Source organism: Rhizorhabdus sp. P4_G6 (assembly GCF_056401045.1).
Genome location: NZ_JBFUKC010000002.1, coordinates 257,997 through 284,084, shown reverse-complemented (window position 1 = coordinate 284,084; position 26,088 = coordinate 257,997). Strand labels below are relative to the sequence as shown.

At 67.7% G+C, this 26,088-nt stretch carries 24 protein-coding genes; 10 read left to right on the top strand and 14 right to left on the bottom strand.

Annotation, left to right across the window (positions count from 1 at the left end):
- Window positions 1-39: 39 nt before the first annotated feature.
- Window positions 40-1,890, top strand: a complete 1,851-nt coding sequence (locus AC1DPF_RS03575) for a hypothetical protein (RefSeq protein ID WP_477959736.1) — start codon at window positions 40-42, stop codon at window positions 1,888-1,890.
- Here AC1DPF_RS03575 and AC1DPF_RS03570 read toward each other — a convergent pair.
- Window positions 1,882-2,337 carry a BLUF domain-containing protein gene (locus AC1DPF_RS03570; RefSeq protein WP_477959735.1) on the bottom strand — a complete coding sequence of 152 codons (456 nt, stop codon included), beginning with the start codon at window positions 2,335-2,337 and terminating at the stop codon, window positions 1,882-1,884. The genes AC1DPF_RS03575 and AC1DPF_RS03570 overlap by 9 nt on opposite strands.
- A gap of 155 nt (window positions 2,338-2,492) precedes the next feature.
- Here AC1DPF_RS03570 and AC1DPF_RS03565 point away from each other — a divergent pair, with 155 nt between their 5' ends.
- Window positions 2,493-2,927: an MAPEG family protein gene (locus tag AC1DPF_RS03565; protein WP_477870063.1), complete on the top strand. Its 435-nt coding sequence runs from the start codon at window positions 2,493-2,495 to the stop codon at window positions 2,925-2,927.
- Here AC1DPF_RS03565 and AC1DPF_RS03560 read toward each other — a convergent pair.
- From AC1DPF_RS03560 to AC1DPF_RS03530, 7 genes are all read right to left on the bottom strand, one after another.
- Window positions 2,924-4,126: a class I SAM-dependent RNA methyltransferase gene (locus tag AC1DPF_RS03560; RefSeq protein WP_477959833.1), complete on the bottom strand. Its 1,203-nt coding sequence runs from the start codon at window positions 4,124-4,126 to the stop codon at window positions 2,924-2,926. The two genes, AC1DPF_RS03565 and AC1DPF_RS03560, sit on opposite strands and share 4 nt — an antisense overlap.
- 5 nt (window positions 4,127-4,131) lie before the next feature.
- Window positions 4,132-5,499, bottom strand: a complete 1,368-nt coding sequence (locus tag AC1DPF_RS03555) for an NAD(P)H-hydrate dehydratase (RefSeq protein ID WP_477959734.1) — start codon at window positions 5,497-5,499, stop codon at window positions 4,132-4,134.
- On the bottom strand, window positions 5,496-5,840 hold the full coding sequence (locus tag AC1DPF_RS03550; protein ID WP_477959732.1) for a hypothetical protein: 345 nt from the start codon (window positions 5,838-5,840) through the stop codon (window positions 5,496-5,498). Before AC1DPF_RS03550 ends, AC1DPF_RS03555 begins: the two co-directional genes overlap by 4 nt.
- Window positions 5,841-5,882: 42 nt before the next feature.
- Complete coding sequence (ilvD, locus tag AC1DPF_RS03545; RefSeq protein WP_477870057.1) at window positions 5,883-7,604, bottom strand: dihydroxy-acid dehydratase; 1,722 nt, start codon at window positions 7,602-7,604, stop codon at window positions 5,883-5,885.
- Window positions 7,605-7,928: 324 nt separating this feature from the next.
- On the bottom strand, window positions 7,929-8,279 hold the full coding sequence (locus AC1DPF_RS03540) for a response regulator (RefSeq protein ID WP_477870056.1): 351 nt from the start codon (window positions 8,277-8,279) through the stop codon (window positions 7,929-7,931).
- 161 nt (window positions 8,280-8,440) lie between these two features.
- Window positions 8,441-9,130 (bottom strand): N-formylglutamate amidohydrolase, encoded by a 690-nt coding sequence (locus tag AC1DPF_RS03535; protein WP_477870054.1) that lies wholly within the window; start codon window positions 9,128-9,130, stop codon window positions 8,441-8,443.
- Window positions 9,127-9,864 carry an enoyl-CoA hydratase/isomerase family protein gene (locus AC1DPF_RS03530; RefSeq protein WP_477959731.1) on the bottom strand — a complete coding sequence of 246 codons (738 nt, stop codon included), beginning with the start codon at window positions 9,862-9,864 and terminating at the stop codon, window positions 9,127-9,129. The genes AC1DPF_RS03535 and AC1DPF_RS03530 overlap by 4 nt, the downstream gene beginning before the upstream one ends.
- A 63-nt stretch (window positions 9,865-9,927) precedes the next feature.
- Here AC1DPF_RS03530 and AC1DPF_RS03525 point away from each other — a divergent pair, with 63 nt between their 5' ends.
- From AC1DPF_RS03525 to lldD, 3 genes are all read left to right on the top strand, one after another.
- Window positions 9,928-11,784, top strand: coding sequence for a DUF885 domain-containing protein (locus AC1DPF_RS03525; RefSeq protein ID WP_477959730.1), 1,857 nt, complete (start codon window positions 9,928-9,930; stop codon window positions 11,782-11,784).
- 112 nt (window positions 11,785-11,896) lie between these two features.
- The gene (locus tag AC1DPF_RS03520) at window positions 11,897-12,466 is read left to right on the top strand and encodes a nitroreductase family protein (protein WP_477959729.1); all 570 of its coding nucleotides are present in this window, start codon (window positions 11,897-11,899) and stop codon (window positions 12,464-12,466) included.
- Between the two features lie 27 nt (window positions 12,467-12,493).
- Complete coding sequence (gene lldD, locus AC1DPF_RS03515; RefSeq protein ID WP_477870046.1) at window positions 12,494-13,633, top strand: FMN-dependent L-lactate dehydrogenase LldD; 1,140 nt, start codon at window positions 12,494-12,496, stop codon at window positions 13,631-13,633.
- 26 nt (window positions 13,634-13,659) lie between these two features.
- On the opposite strand, the gene AC1DPF_RS03510 is transcribed toward lldD, so the two are convergent.
- The 6 genes from AC1DPF_RS03510 to AC1DPF_RS03485 form a co-directional block, all read right to left on the bottom strand.
- The gene (locus AC1DPF_RS03510; protein ID WP_477959728.1) at window positions 13,660-14,646 is read right to left on the bottom strand and encodes a hypothetical protein; all 987 of its coding nucleotides are present in this window, start codon (window positions 14,644-14,646) and stop codon (window positions 13,660-13,662) included.
- 4 nt (window positions 14,647-14,650) lie between these two features.
- Window positions 14,651-15,556, bottom strand: coding sequence for an NAD(P)H-hydrate dehydratase (locus AC1DPF_RS03505; RefSeq protein WP_477959725.1), 906 nt, complete (start codon window positions 15,554-15,556; stop codon window positions 14,651-14,653).
- Window positions 15,553-16,320, bottom strand: coding sequence for a histidine phosphatase family protein (locus AC1DPF_RS03500; protein ID WP_477870040.1), 768 nt, complete (start codon window positions 16,318-16,320; stop codon window positions 15,553-15,555). The genes AC1DPF_RS03505 and AC1DPF_RS03500 overlap by 4 nt, the downstream gene beginning before the upstream one ends.
- Window positions 16,317-17,183, bottom strand: coding sequence for a KPN_02809 family neutral zinc metallopeptidase (gene ypfJ, locus AC1DPF_RS03495; protein WP_477959724.1), 867 nt, complete (start codon window positions 17,181-17,183; stop codon window positions 16,317-16,319). Before ypfJ ends, AC1DPF_RS03500 begins: the two co-directional genes overlap by 4 nt.
- Window positions 17,184-17,278: 95 nt before the next feature.
- The gene (hutC, locus tag AC1DPF_RS03490) at window positions 17,279-17,980 is read right to left on the bottom strand and encodes a histidine utilization repressor (RefSeq protein ID WP_477959722.1); all 702 of its coding nucleotides are present in this window, start codon (window positions 17,978-17,980) and stop codon (window positions 17,279-17,281) included.
- Window positions 17,977-19,335: a formimidoylglutamate deiminase gene (locus AC1DPF_RS03485; RefSeq protein WP_477959720.1), complete on the bottom strand. Its 1,359-nt coding sequence runs from the start codon at window positions 19,333-19,335 to the stop codon at window positions 17,977-17,979. The genes hutC and AC1DPF_RS03485 overlap by 4 nt, the downstream gene beginning before the upstream one ends.
- A gap of 82 nt (window positions 19,336-19,417) precedes the next feature.
- Between AC1DPF_RS03485 and hutI the strand changes: the two genes are divergently transcribed.
- The 5 genes from hutI (at window position 19,418) to AC1DPF_RS03460 (ending at window position 26,076) form a co-directional block, all read left to right on the top strand.
- Window positions 19,418-20,617 (top strand): imidazolonepropionase, encoded by a 1,200-nt coding sequence (hutI, locus tag AC1DPF_RS03480; protein WP_477959719.1) that lies wholly within the window; start codon window positions 19,418-19,420, stop codon window positions 20,615-20,617.
- Window positions 20,614-22,146 carry a histidine ammonia-lyase gene (gene hutH / locus AC1DPF_RS03475; protein ID WP_477870020.1) on the top strand — a complete coding sequence of 511 codons (1,533 nt, stop codon included), beginning with the start codon at window positions 20,614-20,616 and terminating at the stop codon, window positions 22,144-22,146. The genes hutI and hutH overlap by 4 nt, the downstream gene beginning before the upstream one ends.
- Entirely contained in the window at window positions 22,146-22,949 is an 804-nt protein-coding gene (gene hutG / locus AC1DPF_RS03470) for an N-formylglutamate deformylase (RefSeq protein ID WP_477870018.1), read from the top strand. Before hutH ends, hutG begins: the two co-directional genes overlap by 1 nt.
- A 13-nt stretch (window positions 22,950-22,962) precedes the next feature.
- Window positions 22,963-24,630, top strand: coding sequence for a urocanate hydratase (gene hutU, locus AC1DPF_RS03465; RefSeq protein WP_477870016.1), 1,668 nt, complete (start codon window positions 22,963-22,965; stop codon window positions 24,628-24,630).
- Window positions 24,631-24,705: 75 nt separating this feature from the next.
- Window positions 24,706-26,076: a methyl-accepting chemotaxis protein gene (locus AC1DPF_RS03460; RefSeq protein ID WP_477870014.1), complete on the top strand. Its 1,371-nt coding sequence runs from the start codon at window positions 24,706-24,708 to the stop codon at window positions 26,074-26,076.
- Window positions 26,077-26,088: the final 12 nt, after the last annotated feature.

Below are 26,088 nucleotides of genomic sequence, written 5' to 3'. Positions count from 1 at the left end.
ACCGGCGGGAAGTTTGCGCATGACGCTAGGGGCGAAGCGATGAGCGACCTCATCGGCTTCGAGCGGGCAGCCTATGCCCGTTCGCCCGACCGCATGGCGCGGATGATCAGCGCGCTGCGCAACATGACGGTCGGCACCCTGCTCGAGGATGCCGGCCAGCCCGACAAGGCGGTCAACCGCGGCGTGCTGATCCACCGGCTAGCCGCTGCGATCATCGCGGTCTTCGCCGATCCCCAGCTGGAGCTCAGCGCCGCGGACGCCGACCGCCTGATGGTCGTCGCCGGCACGATGCGGCAGGTTTTCGAGCTGTCGGGCTTTGGCGGCCCGGATGTCATCATCCGGCTGCTCGGCGATACGCCGGTCAGCGCGCCGGCCGGGCAGATCGCGAAGCGGCTCGTTCTGCTATCGCTGGAAACCCCATTTGAGTGGGATCCGAAGATATTGGGCGCAGCGGGGCCGCGCCTTGCCACCCAGCTGCTGGCGAGCCTGATCGCCACCAAGCCGGTGATGACGCTGCGCGGCCAGCAGCGCCGCAACCAGCTGCTCGATGCCGCCCCGTCGCTGCCGCTGGGCACCTACCCTGCCGGCGTCGATCATCTGGTGCTGATCAGTTCGGCCTGGATGGTCTGCAGCTATGCCGGCACCGCGGGGAAGCACGCGATAAAGCGCGGCTTCAACGGCGTGCTGCGCAATGTGGCGGCGGATCTTGGCCTCCACGACGCGGAGCTGCCGGCGAGGCGGGCCGACAAGACACGCCCGGTGCTGTTGTTCGCCGCAGAGATCATGCACAGCGTTCATGTCCAGTATCGCTATTTCGGCCAATATCTGCGGCAGCTCCGCACCCGCTTCGAACTGGTGCTGCTGACCGAGAAGCGCGAGGTCGACGAGGCCGTGGCGGCGCTGTTCGACCGGGTGCTGACGTTCGAACGCGGCACCGACACCGTCTATCTGCGCGACATCGCCCGGCTGATCGGTGAGACGGCGCCAGACATCATCTTCTATCCCAGCGTCGGCATGCGCCATTGGGGCCCGCTGTTCGCCAATCTGCGGCTGGCGCCGATCCAGCTGACCGGGCTGGGCCATTCGGCATCGACCTTCTGCGACACGATCGACTATTATCTGCTCGAGCAAGGCTATGTCTCCGATCCCGCACTGTTCGGCGAAACCGTCATAACCCTGCCCGACGACAGCCTGATCTTCGAGCGGGCCCCGCATTATGCACCGCTTCCGCCGCAGATCCGCGACAAGCCGCAGCCGCTAAGCATCGTCCTCCCCAGCAACGCGCTGAAGCTCAATCCAGCCTTCCTGTCCGTGATCGCGCGGATCCGCGCCGACGCCGGTCGGCCGCTCGAACTGCATCTGCTTCCCAACGCGACGGGACTGGAGCTCGACGCCATCCGCAAGAGCGTCCAGCAGATCCTGCCCGGCGCCATCGTCCATCCGACGTTGCGCTATGACCGCTACCTCGAGATCGTCTCATCCTGCGACCTGAACCTCAGCCCCTTTCCGTTCGGTGGGCTGCACAGCGTGATCGATTCGCTGCGGCAGGGCATTCCGGTGGTGGCGATGGAGTGCCCCGAACCGCACGGCCGCACCGATGCCATGCTGCTGCGCCGCCTCGGTATGCCTGAATGGCTGGTGGCAAGGACCGAAGCCGAATATGTGGCGGCTGCGCTGCGCATCGTCCGGGATGATGCCCTTCGTGTCGATCTCAGCAGGCAGGCGCTCGCGCTCGATATCGACACCGTGATGTTCGGCGATGCGGCCACCTCGCTGCGCAGCGAGGTGGCCGATGCGCTGTGGTGGCTCTACCGTCATCATGAATCCATCCAGTCGGACGGCCGCAAGCTGTGGAACCAGGCGGATCGGCAGGGCGTCAGTTCAGCTTGACGACGGCCTGCCGATCGGGGCCCGCTGCTTTGTGCTTTCCTGCGCCAGCATCCGCATCAGCTTGTACAGTTCTGCCGTCTTCTCGGCCATCGCCGGGGCCTCCAGCTTGTTCAGCACGGTCGCAATCCGGCGGTCCATGTAGCTGGCGGTACCCCAATAGGCGAGGCCCCAGTTGGGAAAGCGGTAGCAGTCGATCGGCTTGCGCTCGATGATGGTGACGCATTCGTGCCGTGGATCGTGCGCGATGCTGCTCATCAATTCATCCACCGCCATCTCCGGGCCCTCGAGCAATTGGCCGAAATGCCGCTCGGTGTAGATCAGCGCGCCGCGCACGGCCAATTGGGCGTTGCGCGCCATCGAGCCGCTGACGATGCTGTCGATCTCCTCCTGCTGCGCGCAACGTGCGATCAGGCTGCGACTAACGTAGATTAGCGAAATCATCCTCATGCTGCGGTGATGCCATGATCAAGCGGCCGGCGCACTTCGCAATTATACCAATTTAACCATGATTTACGCGATTCCTATGAGAGCCCCCCACGGCGATTCGGGTGGACAGCCTGGCAGTCAGCCGTCAGCCTGCGTAAATCGGGGAGGATGACGAGATGCATACACAGATATTGGCAGCCGTCATCGCACTGGTGCTGTGGACCGGCGCGATGATGGCCTGGCTTTTCGCCACCCGCATACCGGCCATCGTGAAGGGACGCCTTGTCTACGATCCGCAGCGGCCGGTCAGCGAATTCATGGACAAGATACCGGCGCGAATCCGGTGGAAGGCGGACAATTACAACCACCTTCACGAGCAGCCGACGATCTTCTATGCCACCGCGATCGTTCTCGCCCTGTTGGGCGCAGGCGGCGGCATCAACGCCGCGCTGGCGTGGATATATGTCGGGCTACGCGTGGCGCACAGCCTGGTCCAGGCGCTCTCCAACCATGTCGGCCTGCGCTTCATGCTTTTCCTGGCGGCTTCTCTGGTGCTGTTCACGCTGGCCATCAGGGCCGCGCTGATCCTGTTGTCGGGCCCTGCTGCTTAGCCTGGTGCCCGTATGAACGCGGCGACCAGCTCGACATGGGTCGACCAGCGGAACTGGCCGACCGGGGTGATCCGTTCCAGCTGCCAGCCGCCCTCCACCAGCGTCCGCGCGTCGCGCGCGAAGGTCGAAGGATTGCACGAAACATAGGCGATGCGCGCGACCTTGGCCGAGGCGACGAGTGCTGTGACCTGCTCGCGAGCACCGGCGCGTGGCGGATCGAGCACCACGGCGGCGAAGCGGTCGAGTTCATCCGGCTGTAGCGGGCGACGGAACAGGTCGCGATGCTCGACGGCGATCAGGCGCTGGGCCCGCTCCCCGGCAGACTTCAGCGCCAGCGCCGCATCGCGCGCGCCCTCCGCCGCATAGACGCGGCGCCCGGCGGAAAGCGGCAGGGTGAAGGTCCCCAGCCCGGCGAACAGGTCGGCGACCATGTCGGCGTCGCCGACGATCGCCTCGACCGCCGCCACCAGCGCCGCTTCGCCATCGACGGTCGCCTGAAGGAAGCCACCGGCCGGGAAGGTCACCGGAAGTCCGCCCAGCGTGACGGTGGCGGGCTCCGGCTCCCAGCGCGGCTGCGAGCCGTAGCCGTCGTCGATCGAGAGCCGCGCCAACCGGTGCAGCTGCGCGAAATCGTTGAGCGCTTCCACCGCCGCCAGTCCCTCGACCTCGACCTTGTCGAGCAGCAGGTCGACGCCCTGGTCGACGAGCGTCATCTGGACGCCCGCCGCGCGCCGGTCGCGCAGCATCGGGTGCAGCAATTTACGCAGCGGATCGATCAGCGCGAACAGCGCCGGATGCATAATCGCGCACATCTTCATGTCGACGATGTGGTGGCTTTGCTCCTCGTTGAAACCGATCAGCATCCGCTTGCCCTGCCGTTCGGCGCGCAGCGAGGTCCGGCGGCGCGTCTCGGGTGCCGACAGGATGGCGGGCGTCAGTTCGGGAGTCGCGATCTTCTGCTGGCCCAGCGCACTGACGATCCGCTGCCCCATGAACTCCACATAGCTGGAGTCGTCGATATGCTGCAGCTGGCAGCCGCCGCATTTCGGAAAATGCCTGCATGGCGGGTCGACATGATGCGGGCCGCGGACCAGCGTGCCGTCCACGGCGAGCAGGTCGCCGGGCGCGGACAGCGGCGAGTGCCGTCCATCCTCGGTAATGCCCTCGCCGCGCGCGGCAATGCGGATGATCGGGACCATGTCGTTCACAGGCACTCCGCCATTGCTGCGGGAAGATGCCCGATCAGGTCGTCGGCGATAAGGGCCGGCCCCGCCAGTTCGGCGGCGCGGCCATGCAGCCAGATGCCCGCGCAAGCCGCTTCGAAGGGCGCGAGGCCGCGCGCGAGATTTGCTGCGATGAGCCCCGCGAGCACGTCGCCTGTCCCGGCGCTGGCGAGCCAGCCCGGCGCCGTCCTGGCGATCGCAGCGGCACCGTCCGGCGAGGCCACCACCGTATCGGCGCCCTTGAGTACGACCACGGCGCGCGACCGCGCCGCCGCGGCACGCGCCCGCTCGATCCGGCTGCCGGGCAGATCGCCGAACAGCGCCGCAAACTCGCCTTCGTGCGGTGTCAGCACCGGTGTTCCGGCAATAGGGCCGGTGCCGGCCAGCAGCATCAGCGCATCGGCATCGAGGACCAGCGGCTTGCCGCTCGCCAGCGCCGCATCGAGCAACGCGCGGCCCGCCGTATCGCGGCCGAGCCCCGGTCCGACCAGCACCGCCCCCACCCGGCGGTTGGCCAGCACATCGCCCAGCGCGGCATCGCGCCGGACGATCGCGGCCGGCCCGCCCGGTCCGCGGCCGACAAGCGTCACATAGCCGGCGCCGCCGCGCTGCGCCGCCATCGCCGCCAGCAGCGCCGCACCCGGCATGGCGCCCTCCGCGACGACGACATGGCCGCGGCTATATTTATGATCGGCGGGGCCAGGTGCGGGAAGATGCGGCCGCCCGATTTCGACGAGCAGCGAAGTCCCCGGGATGCCGATATCCGCCACGACCAGCCGCCCCATCAGCGCCGCGGCCGGCTGTAGCCGGTGCGCCGGCTTGAGCACCGCCAGCGCGACCGTCACGTCATAGCCGATCGCGGGCCCGAGCAGCGCGCCGTCGTCGGTACCGATCCCGCTCGGCAGGTCGACCGCGATCCTCCGGGTCGCCGCTCCCGCCAGCCGCGCCAAGGGTTCCGCCACCGCCGCATCGAGCGGCCGTGCAAGGCCGGTGCCGAACAGCGCGTCGATCATCACGGATGCAGGCTGCGCCTCCACCAGCGGCTCGACCGGACCACCCCAGCGCGATCGCATGGCGCGCGCGGCATCGCTCCTGGGTTCGCCGCTGGCCGCAACCCGGACGCTGACCCCACGCGCCTTCAGCAGCCGCGCGATCACATAGCCGTCGCCGCCATTATTGCCGGGCCCACACACCACCAGTGTCGACGCGCGCCCCGCATAGCGCCACGCCACCTCGGCGACCGCGCTGCCGGCGAGCTCCATCGCCTGCTCCACGGTAACGCCCTGCGCGAACGCCGCCGCCTCGGCGGCGCGTGTCTCGGCGGCGGTGAGGATCGCTCGCCCGATCATGGCGCGATCCGCGCGGGCAGGCGATAGACGGTGCTGCCGGCGGTCACGTCGATGCTGTCCTTGCCCGGCTTCACCGTCACGGGCTCGGCCCCATCCGCTGCGATTACCCCGCGGCCGTCCTTGACGACGAGCAGTCGGCGAAACCCGCCATCGGGCATCCGCGCCGTCAGGACTATGCCGTCGGGACTGCGCATCCTGTCGACGGTACACAGTTGCTCGAAGCCGCTCTTGCCGGGCAACAGACAGGCGATCGGCTCGCCGGCGATACTGCCGCTGCCGGCCGGACCACAGCCCGCCAGCAGCGCAAGCAGCGGCCCGCCTGCCATCGGGAGCCGGCTCACATCAGCGCTCCGCTGCACTGAAGGCTGAGCGCTGCTCCAAATTCAGATATCCGCAAAGACGTGAGTCTCGGCCTTGCCGCCGGGATGCGTCACCGCACCCGCCCAGGCCGGCCCGACATTCTGCGCATAGCGCCACAGCGCGCCCGACTGATAGTCGTTCATGCGCGGCCGCCACTTGGCCTTGCGGGCCGCCAGCACATCGGCCGGCACCTCCAGGTCGATGGTGCCTGCGACGGCATCGATGCGGATGATGTCGCCATTCTCAATCAGGGCGATCGGGCCGCCGTCGGCGGCTTCGGGTCCGACATGGCCGATGCAGAAGCCCCGGGTCGCCCCCGAGAAGCGGCCGTCGGTGATCAGCGCGACCTTCTCGCCCATGCCCTGGCCATAGAGCGCGGCGGTGGTCGCCAGCATCTCGCGCATGCCCGGACCGCCCTTCGGCCCTTCGTAGCGGATCACGATCACCGAGCCCTCGCCGATCTCGCGCGCCTCGACCGCGGCGAAGCAATCCTCTTCGCAGTCGAACACCTGCGCCGGCCCGGTGAACTCGAGCCGCGCCATGCCGGCGACCTTGACGATCGCGCCCTCTGGCGCAAGCGTGCCCTTCAGGCCGACGACGCCGCCGGTCGGGGTGATCGGCGACTTGGCGTCGTAGATCACCTTCTGGTCAGGGTTCCAGGTGACCTCATCTATATTCTCGCCCAGCGTCTTGCCGGTGACGGTCATGCAGTTGCCATGCAGCAGCCCTTCGCCGAGCATCGTCTTCATCAGCATGTACACGCCGCCGGCATTGTACATGTCCTTGGCGACATATTTGCCGCCAGGTTTGAGGTCGGCGAGATATGGTGTGGTCTTGAAGATCTCGGCGACGTCGAACAGCGAGAAGTCGATCCCGGCCTCATGCGCCATTGCCGGCAGGTGCAGCCCGCCATTGGTCGAGCCGCCGGTCGCCGCGACGATGCGGGCGGCATTCTCGAACGCATCGCGGGTGCAGATATCGCGCGGGCGGATATTCTTCGCGATCAGCTCCATGATCTGGCGGCCTGCCGCGCGCGCGATCTCGTCGCGGCCACGATAGGGCGCGGGCATCATGTTCGAATTGGGCAGCGACAGGCCGATCGCTTCGCCGACGCAGGCCATGGTGTTGGCGGTGAACTGTCCGCCACACGCGCCATGGCCGGGGCAGGCTGCCTTCTCGATCGCGGTCACTTCCGACAGCGGGCAAGCATTGGCCGAATAGCGCCCCACCACCTCGAACACGTCCTGCACGGTAAGGTCGCGGCCCTGATAGGTGCCCGGCAGGATCGAACCGCCATAGACGAAGATCGACGGCACGTTCAGGCGCAACATCGCCATCATCATGCCGGGGAGCGACTTGTCGCAGCCGGCGAAGCCGACGACCGCGTCATAGCAATGGCCGCGCACCGACAGCTCGACCGAATCGGCGATGACTTCGCGGCTGACCAGCGAAGACTTCATCCCCTGATGACCCATCGCGATGCCGTCTGTGACCGTGATGGTATTGAACCGCCGCGGCGTGCCGCCCGCTTCCATCACGCCTTCGCGGCAGACGTCGGCCTGCGCGTCGAGCGCGGTGTTGCACGGCGCAGAGTCGTTGCCTGCGGAAGCGACCGCGACGAACGGCGCCGCAATCTGCTCCTCGGTCATCCCCATCGCATAATAATAGCTGCGCTGCGGCGCCCGCTCGGGGCCGACCGAGACATGGCGGCTGGGGAGTTTCGACTTGTCGAATATCTGCGTCATCGGGACTTCCTTGGTTGCGCGGAGCGCTCTAAGCGCTGCGGGGCGGTCGAGGCAAGGCCCTGGCAAGCCGTCCGGAGCGCGCGTGTCGGCATCGAGCAGCGTCGTGCCGGCAGCAAAGGCGCGGTCGCCGCCATGAGAATTGGGCAGCACTTATCGGCAGCGACGATCCCATGGCAGGACCAGGCTGATGTTACTTCGCCTTCATATTCCGATTCGATGAACCGGTGCCAATCGACAGTCCGGCGCTCGGTCGCGCAGCTTACCCTTCACCCACCAGCCGAAAGCGTCCGTCGAAAGGCGCCGCGGCACGACGGCCCCTCCAGATCACATCAGCTGCTCCAGGGTTGCGAGCAGGCTGCGCTGGCTGGTTGGCTTGCCGGCATTAGGCGCACCAGCGAGAGCAGGGCCACCGAACTGCTCCGGCTGGGCATAGGCGGTTGCCAGGGCGAAGGGCACGCCGCGGGCTTTCAGGACCTCTGCTACCGGCGTGACGAGCTCATCTCCCAGGTGGACGTCGAGCAGGGCGACCGAAGGCAGTTCGTCTTCTATGAGGCGGAGTGCGGCATTGACCGTCGCCACAGGGCCGATGGCGCGCCAGCCATGGCCCTCGACCCACAGCCGAAGATCCATCGCGATAAGATACTCATCCTCGACGATCAAAACCGTCTTCTGCATGCCAATCGCCAGTTTGGGAGACGTGTCTCCCACAAGCGGAATGACGTTCTCCACCGCAAAACTGCCAACTGCATAATCCTGTTCCGCCAAACGCAAAAGCCCTGAATCCTACGCCAACGAATCCATGAAATTTTTAAATGCACCAGTGAGCGGGAAGCACTCTAGATACGACTCGCGACATGCCGGATCACCGGCGCCAGCTTCTCTGCCCATGCCGCAACCCCCGCATCGTCGCCGATCATGTCTTGCCGGACCTCCAGCCCGAGATAGGCTATCCCATTCCCCTCGGCGTGCAGGTTCATCGTCGCGTTCAGCACCTTGCCCGAATAAGGCTCGTTGTCGCCAGTCACGATCCCTGCCGAACGCAGCGCCGCGATGCCTGGCCGCGCCCCGCGATCGTCCTGATTATACAGCACCCCGACCTGCCACGGCCGCTGCTCATGCGGCCTGGTGGCGAGCCGGGGCGTGAAGCTGTGAAGGGAGACGATCAGCCGCGGGCGATGCGCATCGATGCGCGCAGCGATGCCGCCATGATAGGGGCGCCAGAACCGCTCGATCCGGGCGCGCCGACCGACATCGTCGAGCAGGGCGTTGCCAGGGACAGCGAAACCGTCGCTTTCGATCGGAATCAGCCCACGAGCATTTTCCTCGCGGTTGAGGTCGATCACCAGCCGCGACACCGGGCCGAAGATTCCCTCCATGCCGAGTTGCGCGCACAGCAGCCGGCCGAGCGGCTCGACGCCGATGTCGATCGCCATATGTTGGTCCAGCAACGACGGATGGACATCGAGGTCGATGTCGCCAGGTACATGATTGGAGGCATGATCGGCGACCAGCAGCAGGCCGCTCATCCGGCGAACATCGGCCGGCGCCGCGCCTGGAAGGCCGCGACACCTTCGAGAAAATCGCCGCCGCCGAACGCGTCCTCGAACAGTCGGTCGGCATCGCTGTCCCCGGCCAGAATGCGCTTGAGGCCGGTGACGCTGGAGGCCGAGTTGACCGAGATCGTCTCCGCCAGCGCCAGCGCCGCCGTGTCGGCAGCCGGCGCACATTCCTCGACCAGCCTGATCGCCAGCGCCCGATCGGCGTCGATCGTCATGCCCGACACTAGCAGCCGAGCGGCCTGCCCCGGCCCGACCAGCGCTTTGAGCCGCGCGACATCCCCGGCCGGATAGACGATCCCTACCTTCGCCGGAGTGATTCCGAACGCCGCCTTCGCCCCGGCGATGCGGATGTCGCAGGCGAGTGCCAGCGCCACGCCCGCACCATAGCAGCCGCCGTCGACCGCAGCGATCGTCGCGATCGGCAGCGCCGCAAGCGCATCTAAAGCCGCCGCCATGCCGAGGCGGAAACGGGTTCGCATCGCCGGGTCGGCGCCGAGCGCCTCAAGATCCCCGATGTCCGCGCCGGAGCAGAAGATGCCCGGCGCGGCGGACCGAAGGATCAATACCCTGGCCCCGGATATGGCGACCTCCGCGATCGCGGCGGACAGCAGCTCCCAATGCGCAATGGCGATGGCGTTGCGGGCTGCGGGCCGGTCGAGGCTGATCCGCGCGACGCGGCCGATCGAATCGATGGTGAACATCCGCCGACTGTTGCCGTTCCCCATCGAAAATGTCACGACATCGCTGGACATATGGAATCTTCGATGGCCCCAGCTGTTTCGCGCCGCCAGTTCGGATATCTGATCGGCAGCGCCGCCATCGTCCCCGCCTTACCTGCCAGTGCCGGACCCCACCGCCCAGGCCCCTGCCCGATCATCACGCCGATCGATGCCATTACCGACGATCTGCTCGATCACACGCCCGAGACCGGCAGCTATGGCGGCGTTCCGCGCTCTGCCGGCGGCGGCCCGCTTGCGCGGCGGATGGACGATTATTCCCCTGAAGGCGAAGCGGCCTGGCGTGCCGCGCTCGGCGCGGCGGGGTTGGCGATCGGGCGCATCGACTGCAGCGGCGATGCGCTCGGGACATTGCGGCTGCGGATCGCCGCCGCGGTCATCGAAAATGGCACGCGCTCGGCGGCGATCGGCTATGGCCGCCCCAATCCCTTCTGGTTTTCCGGGCACGAACCCTACATCGTCAACCAGCTGTCCGGCCCCGCGATCAACACGCCCAATGTGATGATGGCGCAGCAGCCGCTGTCGACGCCAACCGAAGTGGATGCATGGCTGGAGAAGCTCGACGGCTTCGCCCCGGGCTTTGCCGGGGTCGTCGAGAAGACGCGCGCGGACCAGGGACTCGGCTGCATCCCGCCACGCGTGCTGCTCGAAAAGACGCTGCCGGTGCTCGAGAATTTCCTTGCCGGCCCGCCCGACAGCCATCCGCTGATCGTGGCGCTGCGCGAGCGGATGGCGACGGCGGGGCTGGACAGCCGCATTCGCGCCGCCGCAGAACAGCGCGCGATCGTCTCGCTCGAAAATCGCGCCCGCCCCGCATATGCGAAGCTGCGCGCGCGGGTCCGTGACATGCTTCCCGATGGACGCGAGGAGGCCGGGATCTGGGCGCAGCCGGATGGCGAAGCGCTCTATGCCGCCAATATCCGTTCGGTCGGCGACAGCTCCTTGTCGCCCGAACAGATCCACCGCATCGGCATCGACCAGATAAAGCTGGTGAGCTCGCAGCTGGACGTGCGGCTACGGCAGATCGGGCTTCGCAAGGGCACGCTGCGTCAACGGCTCGATGCACTGGCGGCCGATCCGCGGCAGCGTTTTCCCGATACCGCGCAAGGTCGCCGGCAGGTCCTCGATTATCTGCGCGCGCTGGTGGCGGGCATGGAAGCGCGCCAGCCGAGCTTCCTGCCGCACGCGATGATCCCCACCCAGCGCCTCGAGATCCGCGCCGTCCCACCGGCCACACAGGACTCGGCACCGGGCGGCTATTATGACGGCCCCTCGCTCGATGGCTCGCGTCCTGGCATCTACTGGGTGAACCTGCGCGACATGAGCGGAGTCCACCGATATGCACTGCCGACGCTCAGCTTTCATGAAGGCGTGCCCGGCCATCACACCCAGGGCGCGACCCTGTTGTCGCTGCCGCAGGCGCCGCTGCTGCTGCGCATCGCCAGTTTCAACGCGTATCAGGAGGGATGGGCGCTCTATGCCGAACGGCTCGCGGCGGACCTCGGCGCCTACGCCCATGATCCGGCCGGCGATGTCGGACGGCTCGCGGACGACCTGTTCCGCTGCGTGCGGCTGGTCGTCGACACCGGACTGCACCGGCTCAGATGGACCCGCGAACAGGCGATTGCCTATATGCAGTCGCACACCGGCTCGCCGATGAGCGAAGTCGTCGCCGAGGTGGAGCGCTATATGGCATGGCCGGGCCAGGCGCTCGGCTACAAGCTGGGCCAGCTGCGGATATTGTCGATGCGCGATCGGCTCAGGGCGCGTCTCGGCAGGCGCTTCGATCTCCGGCAATTCCATGCGATGGTGCTGGGCAACGGCGCCATGCCGATGGATCTGCTCGAAACCGTCGTGCTACCGTCGGCAAAGCGGCGAGGCTGATCCTGCGGCGGATCGCTTGCGAACGAAGTGTTTCCATTCCCGCCATGGTCTGCACCGGTGCCTGCCGATATCGCGTCTTAAGATGATGAGCCACCGCCCGATGAGAAATCGCATGACCGATCGCATGACCGACAGCCAGGTCGATCGCCTGTTCCTCGACCGCTGGTCGCCGCGCGCATTCGACGGGTCGTCGCTTGGCGAAGCCGACCTCCGCACGCTGTTCGACGCGGCGCGCTGGGCGCCTTCCTCCTTCAATGCGCAGCCATGGCGGTTGCTCTATGCGGTGCGGGGCGACGCGAACTGGGACCGTTTTCTCGGCCTGCTGGTGCCGGCGAACCAGGTCTGGGCGAAGAACGCCTCGCTGCTGATCTTCTTCGTATCTGCAACGACATCCCACGACCGGCCATCGCACACCCACAGCTTCGATACCGGTTCGGCCTGGATGTCGCTGGCGCTGCAGGCGCAGCTGATGGGGCTGCACGCGCATGGCATGGCCGGGGTCGATTATGACGCCGCGAGAACCGCGCTTGAGGTGCCCGACGATTTCCGCATCGAAGCCGCCGCCGCGGTGGGACGCCGGGCCGATCCCTCGATCCTGCCGGAAGCGCTGCGCGACAACGAGAAGCCCAGCGGCCGCAAGCCGATCGACGAGGTGGCCTTTGCAGGAAACTTCGTGGCATAGCCGCCCGATGACGGGCGCAGCACGGCCATGATCGCAGCCTCGGCGATCGACTATCGCGAACTGGCGCGGCGACGGCTGCCGCGGTTCCTGTTCGACTATATCGATGGCGGCTCCTATGCCGAGGTGACGCTGCGGCGCAACGTCGCCGATCTCGAGGACGTCGCGCTGCGCCAGCGGGTGTTGCGCGACGTTTCCCGGCTCGATCTCGATACCACCTTGTTCGGGCAGAAGCTTGCCATGCCCGTGGCCCTCGCGCCGATCGGGCTGGCCGGGTTGACGGCGCGGCGCGGCGAGGTCCAGGCCGCGCGCGCCGCCGAGGCCGCCGGCATCCCCTTCACCCTGTCCACCGTTTCCGCCTGCCCGCTCGACGAAGTGACGCGCAGCGTAGCGCGACCGATCTGGTTCCAACTCTACATGATCCGCGATCGCGGCTTCATGCGTGACCTGCTCGCGCAGGCGGCATCGGCCGGCTGCTCGGCCTTGCTGTTCACGATCGACATGCCGGTGCCGGGTTCGCGCTACCGCGATTATCATAGCGGCCTTGCCGGCGCGGCCGGGCTTCGCGGGCAGCTCCGCCGGCTGTGCCAGGGAGCGATGCATCCGCGCTGGGCCTGGGATGTCGGCATGATGGGCCGCCCGCACCAGCTCGGCAACGTCGCACCGCTGCTCGGCAGGAAGAGCGGCATCGAGGATTTCTTCGCCTGGCTGCGCGCCAACTTCGATCCGGCGATCCACTGGCGCGATCTCGAATTCATCCGGTCCGAATGGAAGGGACCGTTAATCCTGAAGGGGATTCTCGATCCGGAGGACGCACGCGAGGCGGTGCGCAGCGGCGCCGACGGGCTCATCGTCTCCAATCATGGCGGGCGGCAGCTCGACGGGGTGCTGTCGTCCGTCCGCGCGCTGCCGCCGATCGTCGATGCGGTGGGCGACGACATCTCCATCCTTGTCGATGGGGGGGTCCGCTCGGGGCTCGATGTGGTGCGGATGCTCGCGCTCGGAGCGCGCGGCGTGCTACTCGGCCGCGCCTGGGCCTATGCGCTCGCGGGCGGCGGACAGCGCGGCGTTGCGCATCTGCTGGCGCTGATCGAAGCCGAGATGCGGGTGGCGATGGCGCTGACCGGCGCGACGTCGATCGCCGCGATCGATCGCACTATCCTGGCCTGAACCATCGGCCATCCGAGACCACGATTTCATTGCCGCGTCCAGGTCAGCCATCGCGGCGCAGCCGGGCTGTCCACCGGCCCCTGCGGGGGATCCAGCGGATAGCCCAGGCTGCGCAGGTCGCAGGCCATGCGCTGCTCCAGCCAGCGGTTCGATCGCGAAAAGCGTGCTGCGACCCAGCGCCGCAATTCGCCGTCCAGGCCGGCGGCGGGCCGCGGCGCCGGGCCGAACAGAGGAGACCGGTTGAGCTGCCGGAACAGCCATTTCCGCGCCGCATACCAATAGGGAATATGGACCAGCCATCGCTTGTAGAGCAGCGACCGCGCAGTGAATAGGTTGGCCAGGCGCAGCAGCGGCAGCAGGACGACGCGGTAGGCGCTGTTCACGCGCTCGCCGCCGGGATCGGGCAGATCGGTCCCCAGCAAGGCCCCCACCCGCGCCAGCACCGCCGCCCGGTCCCGCGCCAGCGCCTCAAAAGGCAGCACGGTGACATGTTCGCGCCCGTAGAGCTCGTCATATGTCTCGACCAGACCGCGATAGTCGAGTTGCGCGAAATCGAAGCAGGGTATCTTGAACGGCCGGTCCTTGCCCAGGAATCGATAGCGCTGGGGGAGGAGATAGCGGCGCAGCGACGCGGTGCCGCCCTCGCGGACATATTGATGGTACCAGGACAGCGCCGCCGTCGGCTGCGCCCGGACGAAGATCAGGATATTCGCTTCGGGCAGGGTCGCGTGCAGCCGCCTCGCCATTTCCTTGGCGACATAGGTCGACGACAGGCCCTGGTGGAGGATCCCGGACAGATCCTCCTCGCACAGGATGGCGGGCTTGCCCGGCTGGTCGAGAGCCAGCGCAACGCGCGCCGCCGCCGGATCGAAATCGAAGGCGTCGCGGCACATCAAGGCGATGCGGATCGCCCGGCGATCAATCAGCCGGTGCGTCGTCAGCCGTGGATAGATCCGCTTCTGGAACCAGCTGGTCCCGGTCTTGTGGACGCCGATATGAACCAGCGGGCGCACGGCATTATCCCCGGTCTCGCCCGTCGTCGGCGGACGCCATCAGCCTCGGCACCTCGCCGGGCAGGTCGCGGGCAAGAAAGCCGATCGGCCCGATCCGCGCCGCCGCCGCCTGCCCCGCCTCGCCGTGCAGCCACACGCCCCAGCCTGCGGCGGTCACCGGATCGGCCCCGCGTGCGGCGAGGCCGGCCATGATGCCGGCCAGCACGTCGCCCGAACCGCCGGTGGCAAGGCCGACGCAGTCGCTGTCGTAGAGCAGCGCTCCGCCATCGGGCGCGGCGATGATCGTTTCGCTCGCCTTCAGCACGATCAGCGCGCCGAACTCTCGTGCCGCAGCAATCGCGCTCCCCACCGGGTCGGCGGCGATCTGCTCGGGCTCGCAGCCGGTCAGCCGGCCCATCTCGCCATGATGCGGAGTCATGATCACGCGTCCGTTGCGCGCAGCGACGATCTCGCGAAGGTCGGCAGCGCAGGCGATGGCTGCCGCATCGAGGATCGCGATCTGGTCGTCGCGCAATTCGGCGAAGAGCCCCTCGATCAGGGCGCGTGCGCTCGACTGGCTGACCATGCCCGGGCCAAGCAGCAGCGTATCGCAATAGCGCGCCGCGTCGACGAGGCTCGCCGCAGCGTCGGGAGCGATCTCACCGTCCTCATCGGTCGGCAGGCCGATCATCGCCGCCTCCGGCACCAGCACGCCCAGCTGCATCGCCGCAACATCCACCGTGGCGATCTGCAGCTTGCCCGCGCCCGCGCGCAACACCGCTTCGCCGGTCAGGCCGAGCGCGCCGGGCACGAACCTGCTGCCGCCCACCAGCAGCACGCGCCCGCGCGCATTCTTGTCGGTGGCCTGGCGATGGCCGGGCAGCGGATGCGCAGCGCGCCAAGCCCCATCCAGCGATACTATATTGCTCATCCGCGCGCCGCCACGATCTGGTCGGGCGCGCGGGTGACCGGCGCATGTTCGTCCTCCATCGGCGCCGTGGCGTTGTAGCGGACCATCACCAGGTTGCCGTCCTTCCCGGCCTGCGGATCGAAGGCATATTCGGTGACCGAGCAGTTCGCGACATCGGCAGCGCGATCGATCGCCAATATCCCTTCCTCGTCGAGATTCTCGATGATGTAGCGCAGGCATAGCACCACCACCTGGTGCGCGAAGATCATCACCCGCCGCTCGGCATAATGGAGCGAGACGGTATCGAGCAGCGAGCGCAGCCGCAGGATCACGTCGCACCAGCTCTCCCCGCCGGGCGGCCGATGGTAGAATTTCCCGAGCACCGCGCGAAAGCCGGCCTGATCGGGGAAGCTGTTGGCAATGCCGCTGGTCGTCAGCCCGTCGAGGATGCCGAACTCCTTCTCGCGCAGGCGCTCGTCCATGCAGATCACCTCGTCCGGCGCGGCCCCGCCGGCATCGCGGAAGCGGCGGGCGGTCTGCAGCGAACGGCGATAGGGAGACGACAACAGGATGTCGGGCCGGGCGCCTTCGTCATTCCCGGAAAACCAGTGGCCGAGCGCATCGGCCTGCTGCTCGCCGAGCGGGCTGAGGGGCACGTCGACGTCCCGGCCGGTGATTGCGATCCGATCGAGCGATGCTTGCTGCGCGGCATCGCGCGCGACATTGCCGGCGCTCTGGCCATGGCGAATGATCCACAGGCGAGCGGGCCAGCGCTGCCGCATCATCGCCCGCCGAACGTGTCGCAGCGTGCCGGATCGCCGGTCGACAGGCCGACCTGCAGCCACTTCTGGCGCTCCGCCGCGCTGCCATGGGTGAAGGACTCGGGCACGACGGAACCCTGGCTCGCCTTCTGCAGCGTATCGTCGCCCACGGCGGCGGCGCCGCGCAGGCCCTCTTCGGCATCGCCGGGCTCGAGCAGGTTCTTGTCGTTCGCCGCCCAGACGCCGGCATAGCAGTCTGCCTGCAGCTCGACCTTGACCTGCAGCGCATTGGCCTGCGCTTCGCTCATCCGCTCCTGCGCGCCGTGCACCTTGTCGAGCGTGCCCTCGAGATCCTGGACATGATGGCCGACCTCATGCGCGATCACATAGGCCTGGGCGAAATCGCCGGGTGCGCCGAACCGCGTCGCCAGCTCCTCGAAGAAGCTGGTGTCGAGATAGACCCGCTTGTCGGTCGGGCAATAGAAGGGGCCGGCCGACGACTGCGCGGCGCCGCAGCCGGACTGGGTTCGGCCCGGATAGAAGACCAGTGTGGTCGGCGTGTACTCGCCACCCTGCCGCGCGAACAGATCGCCCCACACCCGCTCGGTCGATCCGAGGATCTTGAGCGACGTGCTCTGGATCGCGGTCTTCTCGCCGGGCGCCGCCCCGGGCTCCCCCTGTTGGACGACCGGCGCGCCGTCCTGCGCCACGCCGATCAGCGACAGAGGATTGATCCCGAATATCAGCGAGATGATCCCGATCAGCAGCAGCGAGCCGCAGCCCAGCCCGCCCCGCCCGAGCGGTATTCCCATCGGCAGCCCGAAGCCACGCCCGCCGCCCGAGCGGATCTCGTAGTTGGAGCTTTCCCTTTCGTCATCGAGCCGCATGTCATTCTCCACTTCGGAGAGAATGCGCCGAGGAGGTTATGGTTGCGCCGCCTCAATCCTCCCTGGGGAGGATTCTCGACGTTCGCTGTCGACCGTCACGCCAGGAAACCCGCCATCAATTCGTAGCGCTCGCCCGGATAGATCTGGCGGACATAGGTGATCCGCTCGTCGGTTCGCCAGGTCCAGCGCTCGATCGACAGGCACACGCCGCCGACCGCGATCCCGAGTCTTTCGGCCACCGGGCGCTTCGCGGCGATGGCGCGGAAACGGTGGCGGGCGTCGGTCCAGGGAACATGGGCGAGCAGCCAGGCGCCCGGGCTCTCTTGCGCGAAGTCCACGTCGCGGGCGGCGGGGACCTGTTCGAGGTTGATAAGCCGCTCCTCCAGCGCGAAAGGCCTGTCGTCGGCGCGATGAAGACATCTCAGCGAAAGCACCCGGCCACCCGCCATGGCCAGCAACTCACGGTCGCCGCTATCGGCATCGCGCTCGACCCGCGCGATCAGGCCGAGTCTATAGGCCTTGCCCTGCATCCGTATCTCGGCCGAGATTTCCGGGACTTCGAGCGCCGCCCGATGCACCGGCCGCGCCGCCACGAAGGTGCCCGCGCGCTTGCGGCGGTCGAGCAGGCCCTGCTCGACCAGCCCCGCGAGCGCCTTGTTCACGGTCATCCGCGAGCAGCCATATTCGAGCATCAGCTGCTGTTCGACCGGAAGGCGATGGCCCGCCTCCCACACACCCGACATGATCCTGCCCTCGATATCCTGGCGGATGCGGTCGTGCAGCGGCGGCGGCTTCATCCGAGCAGTTCCGCCAGGACGGCGCGGTAGCGCCGGGTGATCGCGTCCCGGTCGATATGCCGCCCGTCCGTCACGCGCCGGCGTCCGCGCCGCCACAGGCCGGCGATGGCAGTGCGGCCGGCGGCGAAGATCAGCGCGTCGAGCAGGGCATCGCCCTTGCGGCCGGCCAGCGAGGGATGGTCCTCGTGGAGGGTCAGGAAGTCGGCCGGCGCGCCGACCGTGAGCTCCGCGGGCGCGCCCAGCGCACGCTTCCCGCCCGCCAGCGCGGCCCGGTAGAGCGCCGCCCCGGTGGAGCCGCCCGGCGGCGTCATCATGTTGCGGCCGCGTGCCATGAGCCGCTGGCCATATTCGAGCAGGCGCAGTTCCTCGGTCGCGTCGACCAGCACATTCGAGTCCGATCCGATGCCATAGGCGCCTCCAGCGGCGAGGAAGGGCGCGGCGGGAAAGATGCCGTCGCCAAGATTGGCCTCGGTGATCGGGCACAATCCCGCGACCGCGCCGCTTGCGCCGAGCCGCCGCGCTTCCTGGTCGGTCATGTGCGTCGCGTGGATCAGGCACCAGCTGGCGTCGACACCCATCCGGTCGAGCAGCCACTCGACCGGCCGCGCGCCGCACCATGCGAGGCAATCCTCGACCTCCCTGCTCTGCTCTGCCGCGTGGATATGGATCAGGCCGCTCGACAGTTCGACAACCGCCCCCAACTCATCGGGCGTGACCGCGCGCAGGCTGTGCGGCGCGACGCCGAGCACGCCGTCGGGCAGGCTCGACAGCGGCCCCTTCAGGCCTTCGAGCAGGTCCGCATAGCCGTCGAGATCATGGACGAAACGGCGTTGCGTGTCCCCGGGCGCAGCGCCGCCGAAGCCGGCATGTGCATAGAAGACCGGGAGGTGGGTCAGCGCGATCCCGGTTTCGGCGGCCGCCTCGAAGATGGCGAGGCTCATCGCGCGCGGATCGGCGTAAGGCCGCCCATCGCGGTCGTGATGGAGATAATGGAACTCGCCGACGCGCGTGAAGCCGCATTCGAGCATCTCGGCATAGGCCAGCGCGGCGATGGCGCGCAGATGGTCCGGCGTCAGCCGATCGACGAATTGGTACATCGCCTCGCGCCAGGTCCAGAAGCTGTCGGTGGAGCGGCCGCCCTTCTCGGCCAGCTCGGCCAGCCCGGCCATGCCGCGCTGGAAGGCGTGGCTGTGAAGATTGGGCAATCCCGGCAGCGCCACCGCGTGGCGCTCGTCGCCCTCCTCGTGCGCGGTATTTTTGGCGATCGCCACCACGATGCCGTTGGCGACGGATAACCGCACGCCCCGCGCCCAGCCGTCCGGCAGCAGCACCTGTTCGAAGTGGAACGTCCGCATGCCATCCGCCCATCATCCAGCCCTTATAATGTCTATACATTATCGGGGCGTCCGTGCAATGATGCGACGCGGAGACTCGGGCATGCGATGCGACAGGCTGTGGACGGACGCGCGGCTGGCGACGATGGCGGAAGACGCTGTCGGGCTCGTGGATCATGGCGTCGTCGCCGCGCGCGAAGGACGCATTCTCTACGCCGGCCCTGCCGCCGACGCGCCGCGCTTAGAGCCTTCCGAAACCAGCTCCTGCGACGGGCGCTGGATCACGCCGGGGCTGATCGACTGCCACACCCACCTCGTCCATGCCGGCGATCGCGCGCACGAGTTCGAGCTGCGGCTTCAAGGCGCCTCCTATGAGGAGATCGCCCGCGCCGGGGGCGGGATAGTGTCGACGATGAAGGCCACTCGCGCGGCCAGCGAAGACGATCTCGTCGCGAGCGCGTTGCCCCGCCTGGACGCGCTGATCGCCGAGGGCGTCACCACGATCGAGATCAAGTCGGGCTATGGTCTCCGCACCGCGGACGAACTCAAGATGCTGCGCGCTGCGCGGCGGCTGGGCCGGCTTCGCCCGGTCCGGGTCTGCACCACCCTGCTCGGCGCGCATGCGCTACCGCCCGAATATGCCGGTGACCGCGACGGCTATGTGCGCCTCGTCTGCGACGAGATGATCCCCGCTGTCGCCGGTGCGGGGCTGGCGGACGCGGTCGACGCCTTTTGCGAAACCATTGGCTTCTCGCCCGCACAGACCTGCCATGTGTTCGACGCGGCCAAGGCAGCGGGGCTGCCGGTCAAGCTGCACGCCGAGCAGCTTTCGAACCTGCGCGGCGCGGCGCTTGCGGCCGAGGCCGGCGCGCTGTCGGCCGATCATCTCGAGCATCTCGATGACGAAGGCGTGGCAGCCATGGCGCAGGCCGGCACGGTCGCGACGCTGCTTCCCGGTGCCTGGTACTTCATGCACGAGACCCGACTCCCGCCGATCGCTGCGTTGCGCGCCGCCGGCGTGCCGATGGCGCTCGCGACCGACAGCAATCCGGGGACCTCGCCGCTGACCTCGCTCCTGCTGGCGATGAACATGGGCGCGACCCTCTTCCGCCTGACCGTCGACGAATGCCTTGCCGGCGTCACCCGCAACGCCGCCCGGGCGCTTGGCCTGGTGCGCGAGACCGGCACGCTGGAGGCGGGCAAGAGCTGCGACCTCGCGATCTGGAACATCGAGCGCCCCGCCGAACTCGTCTATCGCATGGGGCATAATCCGCTGCATGCCCGCATCTGGAAAGGCCAATGACCGGGATCGTCCTCAACCCTGCCGAGGTGCCGCTCGCAGACTGGCGCGCCCTGTATCGCGGCGCAGTCCCGCGCCTCGATCCCGCGTGCGCGCCCGTGATCGCCGCAAGCGCCGCGGCGGTCGGCCGCATCATCACCCGGCACAAGCCGGTCTACGGCCTCAACACCGGCTTCGGAAAACTGGCGAGCGTCAAGATCGGCGACGAGGACCTGGCGACGCTCCAGCGCAACATCGTGCTCAGCCATGCGGCGGGTACCGGCGCCGCGACGCCGGCATCGGTGGTCCGGCTGATGATGGCGCTCAAGCTCGCCAGCCTTGCCCAGGGCGCTTCGGGGGTGAGGCCCGAGACGGTCAAGCTGCTCGAAGCGATGCTGCTCGCAGGGCTGACGCCCATCATCCCCGCCCAGGGCTCGGTGGGCGCCAGCGGCGATCTTGCCCCGCTGGCGCACATGGCCGCGGCCATGATCGGCGTCGGCCATATCGAGGTTGCCGGTCAACGGCTGACGGCGGAGGGCGCCCTGGCAAGAGCCGGCCTGACGCCGCTGACGCTCGGCCCGAAGGAGGGGCTGGCGCTGCTCAACGGCACGCAGTTCTCGACGGCCTATGCGCTGGCCGGGCTGTTCGAAACCGAGCGGCTGTTCCAGTCGGCGCTGATCACCGGCGCGCTCGCCACCGAGGCGGCGAAAGGATCAGACACGCCGTTCGACCCGCGCATCCACCGGCTGCGCCGCCAGCCTGGCCAGATCGAGACCGCCGAGGCGCTGCGCCGGCTGATGACCGGATCGGCAATCCGCGCCAGCCACCTCGTCGACGACGCACGGGTGCAGGATCCCTATTGCCTGCGCTGCCAGCCGCAGGTGATGGGTGCGGTGCTCGACCTGCTACGCCAGGCGGCGGCGACGCTCGGCATCGAGGCCAACGGCGTTTCGGACAATCCGTTGATCTTCCCCGAGAGTGACGAGGCGCTGTCGGGCGGCAACTTCCATGCCGAGCCGGTGGCGTTCGCAGCCGACATGATCGCGCTGGCCATCTGCGAGATCGGCTCGATCAGCGAGCGTCGGGTCGCGATGCTGGTCGATCCGGCGCTATCGGGCCTGCCCGCCTTCCTGACGCCGCAGCCGGGCCTGAACTCGGGCTTCATGATCCCGCAGGTGACGGCTGCGTCGCTCGTCTCGGAGAACAAGCAGCGGGCGACGCCGGCGAGTGTGGACTCGATCCCGACCTCGGCCAACCAGGAGGATCATGTGTCGATGGCGGCGCATGGTGCGCGCCGGCTGCTGGAGATGACGGCGAATTGCGGCGCGATCATCGGCATCGAGCTGCTCGCCGCGGCACAGGGATGCGATTTCCACGCGCCGCTGCGGTCGAGCGAGGCGCTGGAGGCGGCGCGGGCGCGGCTGCGGAGCGAGGTGCCGACGCTCGACCATGACCGGCATTTCCATCCGGACATCGAAGCCGCCAAAGCCATCATCGGATCGGGTTCGCTGGTGGAGGCCATCGGCATGACGCTACCGGGGGTGACGCAATAATGACCGGGTGGCTCGAGATCCGCCGCGGGAATGCGCCGCTCGTCGTCGGCTTCCCCCATAGCGGCACCGAAATCCCGCCCGAGCTGGAAGACCGCTTCGTCTCCCCCTGGCTCGCGCGCAAGGATGCCGACTGGTGGATCGACCAGGTCTACGACTTCGCCGCCGAGCTTGGCGCGACCACCATCCGCACCCGCATGTCGCGCAGCGTGATCGACGTGAACCGCGATCCTTCGGGTGCATCGCTCTATCCGGGCCAGACCACGACCGAACTCTGCCCGAGCACCACCTTCGAAGGAGAACCGCTCTATCGCGGCGATCCGCCCGATGCCGCCGAGATCGAGCGCCGCCGCGCGACCTGGTTCGATCCCTATCATGCGGCCCTCGCGGGCGAACTCGAACGGCTTCGCGCTGCGCATGGCAAGGTCGTGCTCTACGACGCCCATTCCATCCCCAGCCGGGTGCCGCGCCTGTTCGACGGGGTGCTGCCGCTATTCAACATCGGCACCAACCATGGCATCACCTGCGATGCGGCGCTGACCCGCGCGGTAGTGGACCTCGCCGCGGCGAGCGGGCGCAGCCATGTCCTCGACGGACGGTTCCGCGGCGGATGGACGACCCGCCATTACGGCCGGCCGGCAGATGGCATCCATGCGATCCAGATGGAGCTCGCGATGCGCGGCTATCTGGCCGAACCCGCGCGGATAGCCCCTGAAAACTGGCCGGCGCCGCTCGACCGCTCGAGCCCGCTGTTCTCCGACCTCCGCAAGATCCTCGCATCGTGCATCGCCTTCGCCCGCGCCTGAGAAAGGACCGATCGTGACCCGCCTCGACAATAGCCGCGTGATCAGGCCCGCCACCGGCACCATGCTGAGCGCGCGATCCTGGCTGACCGAGGCGCCGCTGCGCATGCTGATGAACAACCTCCACCCAGATGTCGCCGAACGGCCGGAGGAGTTGGTGGTCTATGGCGGCATCGGCCGCGCCGCCCGCGACTGGGAGAGCTATGACAAGATCGTCGAGACCCTGCGGCGGCTCGAAGATGACGAGACCCTGCTGATCCAGTCCGGCAAGCCGGTCGGCGTGTTCCGCACCCATGCGGATGCGCCGCGGGTCCTGATCGCCAATTCCAATCTCGTCCCCAAATGGGCGACCTGGGAACATTTCACCGAACTCGATCGCAAGGGCCTTGCGATGTACGGCCAGATGACCGCCGGCAGCTGGGTCTACATCGGCACGCAGGGGATCGTGCAGGGCACCTACGAGACGTTCGTCGAGATGGGCCGCCAGCATTATGGCGGCGATCTTGCCGGCCGCTGGCTGCTGACTGCCGGGCTCGGCGGCATGGGCGGCGCGCAACCGCTGGCCAGCGTGATGGCCGGCGCATCCTGCCTCGCGATCGAGTGCCAGCCGAGCCGGATCGAGATGCGGCTGCGCACCGGCTATCTCGATCGCGCCGCTGCCACGATCGACGAAGCGATGGCGATGATCGAGCAGAGCTGCGCGGCAAAGACGCCGGTCTCGGTGGGACTGCTCGGCAACGCCGCGGAGCTGCTGCCCGAGATGTACCGGCGCGGCATCCGGCCCGACCTGCTGACCGACCAGACATCGGCGCATGATCCGGTCAACGGTTATCTGCCGATCGGCTGGACGGTGGCGGAATGGGTCGACCAGCGCGAGCGCGAGCCGGGCAAGGTTGCCGCCGCCGCAAGGGCATCGATGGCGGTCCATGTCCGGGCGATGCTCGATTTCCAGGCCGCCGGCGTGCCGACCGTCGACTATGGCAACAACATCCGCCAGGTTGCCAAGGACGAGGGCGTGGCCAATGCGTTCGATTTCCCCGGCTTCGTCCCCGCCTACATCCGACCGCTGTTCTGCCGCGGCGTCGGGCCATTCCGCTGGGCCGCGCTGTCGGGCGATCCCGAGGACATCTACCGCACCGACGCCAAGGTGAAGGAGCTAGTGCCCGACGATATGCACCTCCACCGCTGGCTCGACATGGCTCGCGAGAAGATCCGGTTCCAGGGCTTGCCGGCTCGGATCTGCTGGGTTGGCCTGGGCGACCGCCACCGGCTCGGCCTCGCCTTCAACACGATGGTGGCGAGCGGCGAGCTGAAGGCGCCGGTGGTGATCGGGCGCGATCATCTCGACTCCGGCTCGGTAGCGAGCCCCAATCGGGAGACCGAGGCGATGCGGGACGGGAGCGATGCCGTCTCCGACTGGCCGCTGCTCAATGCGCTGCTCAACACCGCGAGCGGCGCGACCTGGGTATCGCTCCATCATGGCGGCGGCGTCGGCATGGGCTATTCGCAACATGCGGGGATGGTGATCGTGGCCGACGGTACCGATGCCGCGGCCAGACGGATCGAGAGGGTCCTGTGGAACGATCCTGCGAGCGGCGTGATGCGCCACGCCGATGCCGGCTACGATCTCGCGCTTGACTGCGCACGCGGCAAGGGCCTGGATCTTCCCGGCATATTGGGCTGAACCGCACAGCATCCCCGGCGAAGCTAACCGCCCATTAACCTCGATCCGGTACGGCATTCCCGACTGGAGAGAGCAATGGACATGTCTTCCGTGCAGAAAAATGCTGCCGCAAACAATTATCTGCGCGATGCCGAGATTGCGGAGCGCATCGCCGCCTATAACGGCGACGGCATTCTCGGGAAGCAACTCGAATTGATATGGGATCGGGCATCCGAACTCATCCTGGCGACGGTCGAGGAATACTGGACGCCGAAGCTGGACGATATCTACCGCTCCTGCAATTATGATCCGGAGGTCTCAGCCTCGGTGAGCCTCGAGAATGTCACTCGCAACCGCAGCTACATCCATTCCCATCCGATCGATGCCCAATGGATCAACGCGCTCAGCATGGCCGGCATCGTCATCCTGCAGTTCAAAATTCCGTTGGCTCAGGCCGTGGTCGATATGGCCGCCGAGTCTGCGCTGATCGCCGACCGCATCGCCGAACATTTCTCCGATGAGCCCGAGTTCGTAGCGATGGCGCGGAAAACCGGGCATCTTCTCTCCAGCATCCGGGTGGAGCTTGCGCTCTCCCATATCAACGCGTTTCGCAGGCAGCGTTCGCTGGAAGAGCGCGCGGAAGCTGGCACGATCTTCCGCAACGATGTCGGCGGCATATTGGGTACGACGCTCGAAAGTTCCGGGGCGCTCCGCGACCAGATGCTCGATGCCGCGCGCTCGGCACGCGGGATGCTGGGCAAGACCGGCGATGTCGCGTCCGCCGCTCAGCAGTCGGCAGCAGCCATGCGCGATGCGGCGCAGACCTCTGCCGGGCTGATCCGCGCGATCGAGGACGCCCGGCACGAGGTCGATGTCGCCGTTACAGTTGCGAGCCGCGCGGCCGACCAGTCTGCCGAGGCCGTTGCGGTCTCCGACGCACTCACCAACCATGCGCTCGGCATCGAATCGATATTGGGGCTGATCCGCGACATCGCCGGTCAGACCAATCTTCTCGCACTGAATGCGACGATCGAGGCTGCCCGCGCGGGCGATGCGGGCAGAGGGTTCGCCGTGGTTGCCCAGGAGGTGAAGAATCTCGCCAGCCAGACCGCTCGCGCAACCGACGATATCGCCCGCAAGATCGCCTCCATCCAGACCGCGACCCGCCAGGCGGTCGACGCGAATGGCTCGATCCGCGACACGATCAGCGAAGTCGAGGACCTCGCAAGCCGGCTTCTGGGAGCGATGGACATACAGGCGCGCACGGTGACCATGATTACCGCGGCAGTGGACCAGACGGCGATGGCTGCCGACTCCATGTCCTCAACGGTCGCAGAGATCCGCTCGGATACCGAGAATGTCGCGGCCCATTTCGACCGGCTCGAGGCAGGATTCCGCACCATGGACGGCAAGCTCGAGCAGCTGAAGGACACTGCGCATGCATTCGCCGCGCACATCGCAATTTGAGTGATTTAAAGT